The organism is bacterium, assembly GCA_040756715.1.
GTDB lineage: Bacteria > UBA9089 > UBA9088 > UBA9088 > UBA9088 > JBFLYE01.
Genome location: JBFLYE010000216.1, coordinates 1 through 4,480, shown reverse-complemented (window position 1 = coordinate 4,480; position 4,480 = coordinate 1). Strand labels below are relative to the sequence as shown.

General features: G+C 36.5%; 6 protein-coding genes. All 6 read right to left on the bottom strand.

The genetic code is table 11. The features are described 5' to 3' along the window. Positions 1 to 116 precede the first annotated feature (116 nt). Complete coding sequence (locus tag AB1397_08470; GenBank protein ID MEW6483006.1) at positions 117 to 251, bottom strand: hypothetical protein; 135 nt, start codon at positions 249 to 251, stop codon at positions 117 to 119. Between the two features lie 15 nt (positions 252 to 266). Then, the gene (locus AB1397_08465) at positions 267 to 1,019 is read right to left on the bottom strand and encodes an energy transducer TonB (protein MEW6483005.1); all 753 of its coding nucleotides are present in this window, start codon (positions 1,017 to 1,019) and stop codon (positions 267 to 269) included. Positions 1,020 to 1,693: 674 nt separating this feature from the next. After that, positions 1,694 to 2,167, bottom strand: a complete 474-nt coding sequence (locus tag AB1397_08460; protein MEW6483004.1) for a type II toxin-antitoxin system VapC family toxin — start codon at positions 2,165 to 2,167, stop codon at positions 1,694 to 1,696. 106 nt (positions 2,168 to 2,273) lie between these two features. After that, on the bottom strand, positions 2,274 to 3,230 hold the full coding sequence (locus AB1397_08455; protein ID MEW6483003.1) for an endonuclease/exonuclease/phosphatase family protein: 957 nt from the start codon (positions 3,228 to 3,230) through the stop codon (positions 2,274 to 2,276). Between the two features lie 69 nt (positions 3,231 to 3,299). Then, a complete protein-coding gene (locus AB1397_08450) occupies positions 3,300 to 3,677 on the bottom strand; it encodes a hypothetical protein (GenBank protein MEW6483002.1) in 378 nt (125 codons plus the stop codon). Between the two features lie 95 nt (positions 3,678 to 3,772). Then, the gene (locus tag AB1397_08445) at positions 3,773 to 4,255 is read right to left on the bottom strand and encodes a hypothetical protein (protein ID MEW6483001.1); all 483 of its coding nucleotides are present in this window, start codon (positions 4,253 to 4,255) and stop codon (positions 3,773 to 3,775) included. Positions 4,256 to 4,480: the final 225 nt, after the last annotated feature.

The window sequence follows — 4,480 nt, the reverse complement described above, 5'->3', positions numbered from 1 at the left end:
AAATCAACCTTCAATTCAAAATTCAAAATTTAGAATTCAAAATTTCTTAAAAGGTGGATGAATTTTTAACAGATAAACACAACCCTATCTATTTTTGCACTAAGTAATGGAAGATACTATAGTTTACCATTGTGGGGGATTTTATGCAAGTATTTTTCATAGCCATCAATTGAGGTGGGAAGCTTATCTTTTGGTGTATCAATAGACAAAAGGTAGCCATCAATGGCGGTAAGGGCAGCTAAATAAGCCATGCTTTCTTGTTAAAACTAATCTTCCAGAGAGAACCTTAAGGGAAGGATGTAGTAAGCAAAGACAGGCTTTTCTAATACCTTTGGTTGGGTAAATTTATAATTTTTAACCACCTTTAATGATTCCTTTGCAAAATTAAAACCTTTGGGCTCCTCTGCAATTATTTCTGCATTATCCACCATTCCCTCTGGATTAATAAGAAGCTTTATCTTAACCAAACCATTTATGCCGTTTTCCTTTGCGATATTCGGATATTTCGGCGGGATAAAGGAGATAATTTTTAAAGGAAAGTCAAGGCTAGTTGCCTCAAATATACCTTCTCCGATACCCTCTCCTTCTCCGATACCCTCTCCTTCTCCGATACCCTCTCCTTCTCCTATGCCTTCTCCTTCTCCCATACCTCTTTCATTAATACTGCTATCAGGGCCTAAATTGCTAGAACCTATCTCGTATCCTTCAAGCTCAATGGATTCTTCTCTATTATTTACGGGTGATAATAGATTTTCTGTTAAAGGGGGTTGCTTTTCTTTTTTTTCCAAAGGAGGAGAAGACAATAGCTTTGGAGGCTCTTTGGGCTTTTCTTTTCTTGGAATAAGTGGCTTTGCACCTCCTTCTTTTTTTTGAAAAGATACGGGTTTTTCCTTTACAATACCAAAGTCTAAAACGATTTTTTCATCTTGGGGAAAAAGCTTATAGGCATTAACAATCCCTAAAATAACAATTATATGGAGAAAAAAAGAGGCAAAAAAACCTTTTGTGGAATAACCCATTTTTCACTTACACTATAAATTATAGTTAATTCCATAACGCTTTACAAAATGTATGTGTTTAGATAATCTTAAGGAAAACTTTATAAAATTATGAATTTTGAATGTTGAATTTTGAATTAAAAGGGAAAAAATTTTATAAAACTTAAACCTTCAATTCAAAATTCAAAATTTAGAATTCAAAATTTCTTAAAAGGTGGATGAATTTTTAACAGATAAACACAACCCTATCTATTTTTGCACTAAGTAATGGAAGATACTATAGTACGTGTTTAGCTAAAGCTAAACAATTGCAAATTGTAAATTGCAAATTGAGAGAGTGATGAATTTTTTATGATATTATTTTTTACCTCTTTAAATTTGCAATTTAAAATTTACAATTAAACAATTCGTTTCTGCCTCTTTAATGAGGAAGCTTAAACACATATTAAGGAGTTAAACACATACGGTAATGTCATATGTTCCTCCTTGCTTTTCACTACCTAACGACTAAGTTCAGCGGCGGGCGATAGCCCGTCCGCGGCAACGATTGGTTATCTGACTGATTACCTTAAAGTTTTTTTTCTTTTCGTTGTTTCGCAGATTTTGAAAAAAAGTGTGCAGGTTATAATTTGCTTGCCTTGCAAGTTCTTCACCTGCTCTGCGGACATCTTGGACAATTGGGTCTTGCCACATAGTTACACCTCCATTAACTCCTCTGGTGTACAAATAATCGGTGTGTGAATACCAAAGGGCTCGTTTATCTTCATTAACTTCTTAATAACTTCACCATTAGCAAGGTGTGCACAATTCCAAGTTATAAGATAGTCAATGTTATGGACAGAGGCAATAGCAAGATGAGCAGCGTCACGGAAAGACTTTTCTGGAATTTCTAACTTTTCCATATACACTTGAGCCATTTCCTCAACTTTATCATTTAATTCGAGATGAGAGAAATTCTTTAATTCTTCTAATCTTCTTTTGGCTGCTTCTTGATCACCCAATCCAGCCTCTTCAGTTACAACCTCAGAGATAAAGATGTTAAATCGTCTTATTGCCATAGGCCACCATTGCCGTGTAATTTCTCGATGAGCAAGGACTATGATATCTCGACTAGGTTTAGAAGTATAATAGCTTACTACTGTAGTCTCAAGGTATATTGACTCTTTCATTCAGCACCTCTTCTATCCTAATATTTATGAGATCATTTGTCAAATAACGACTGAGCTCAGCCGCCGCCTTTGGCGGTCAGGTGCAGCGATGGGTTAGGCAACTGCATCACTTCTTAAATCTCAATTGGGCAAAATAAGCAACATGATCTGATACTTCCCAATACTCTTTTGGAATCAATCCTACATCTACTACTTCAAATAATTCTGGTGAAATAAAGATATTGTCAATTCTGCATCCAAAAGGCAAGGGCTTGCCACAAAAAGGGCAATTGATAGGTTTCCCTCCTGGATTACCACATGTTCCATATTGTTGCACAAATAGCGAATTCTCATTATGGACTTTTTTGCAAGTGTCAGACAACTTTTCTAAAATAGGAATTAATAGTTTGTCTGCTGGGAGAAGATTGAAATCTCCCATTAATACAATAGGATTTATAGATTTTTCTATTAGATCTACTGTGTTTCTCACCTCTCCTTTAAAATCGTCAAATCTGAAGTGAGTAGAAAATACCGTCACTGGACCTTGGGGAAATTGAATGGTAGCCTCAAGACAACTTCTTCGGCTCCCTCTATCTTTGTAGAATATCTCATGATTTTGGATATTCAAAATCTTGTACTTGGATAATATAGCATTGCCCCATAATCCTCGTGATAAAAATCCTCCAGGAGTATTTTCCCCATGAGCTCCATACGCATAATTCATATTCAGCTTTTCAGCAAGAAATTCAATCTGGGTTTTAATCTTTGTATTTGAGCGATCTTTTGCCACTTCCTGAAGTGCAACCACATCAGGATCAACTGACTTTATCGCTTTAACAATGTGCATAAGATTATCTTCTGTCCCTCCAATCTGTTTTTTATCCCATGGATCACTGTATCTATTAAATCCCAGCTGGATGTTGTAAGTCATAAATGTATAATAGGGTCTAGAAATTGAAAGTTTAACATCTCTTATGTTTGAAAAATATGATATTCTTTCTTCTTTTTGTCCCCAGTTGATATAGACAAAAATAGCTATAACTATAGACCCTAAGATTCCAAACAGAATAAAGATTCTTTTCATTGTTGCCTAACGACCAAGCTCAGCCGCCGAGCGTAAGCGAGGTCGGCTGCAGCGAGTTGTTAGCAATTGTTATTGTGAAGCCATGAAGCTTCCAATAATTGCTAAGATTGGCTTCAGCTTTTTTTGAATTGGATCTACCTCAACTCCGAAGTTTTCCAAAGCTGTTGCTCCAAGCAAGAAAAGAGAGCCCTTTTTAGCAAAAATTACTGGACATGGAATACTACCTTCTAGGCCTTCGATCTGAAAATCACAGAAGCCGAGGAGCCTCGTATCTTGCCGACCGTCTGCAAGTATTAAATTTCGTTTTGCAGATGGTTCCACCTCTATTTTTTCAAGATAATCTTCTGGCACAAAAGAATAAAGAGCACCAGTATCCACCCAAAAATCCTCTTCAAAGAACTGATTCGGATTCTTACTATTGGATACCCTAACTTTCTTCTTGAACATACCCATATTATTTCCTCCTCGCATAATATGTTTTTCTATTGCTAACGACAGAGCTCAGCCGCCGAGCGCCAAGCGAGGTCGGCTGCAGCGACTTGTTAGGCTCTTGTCAATATCTTACTTACCTTTTCATAGACTATTGCAATTATTATACCCATTAATAAATCATAAATCAATACCAAAGTTAAGTGGATTAAAAGTAGCCATCCTCTTGCGGTTATTAATCCAAAAACTGCAGGAGTCTTTATGCTAAAGCAGTTTATAATCACTCCTGGTAATCCACCGATTAAATATAGTAAAAATCCATAGATTAATCCCTTCTTTATCCCAGTCCCTGGAATACCAGCTTGAACTACAGAGTATACCAATCCAAAAAGAATACCGACAAATCCTCCAAAACAAGTAAGCCATAAAGAAGTCGGTGAAAAGACAGACCTGATGTCTATTGGAATTACTGAGACTATCCAGCATTGGGGAGTAGCCTGATACCACCCTTTGCTCATCCCCGCTGTAATTACCCCAATTACCATCATTACAATTCCTGCCACAAGACCTGCAACTAATCCCTTTTTTAATCTCATAATTTTACCTCCTATCAGCCTAACGACCAAGCTCACCTGCCCGAGCGATAGCCGTGGTCAGGGGAAGCGCTGGGTTAGAAATTTTTTATTAATTCAATAATATTCCAAACAAGCTGTCCGTATCCCTGACTATAGTATCTTCCATTACTTAGTGCAAAAATAGATAGGGTGTGTTTATCTGTTAAAAATTCATCCACCTTTTAAGAAATTTTGAATTCTAAATTT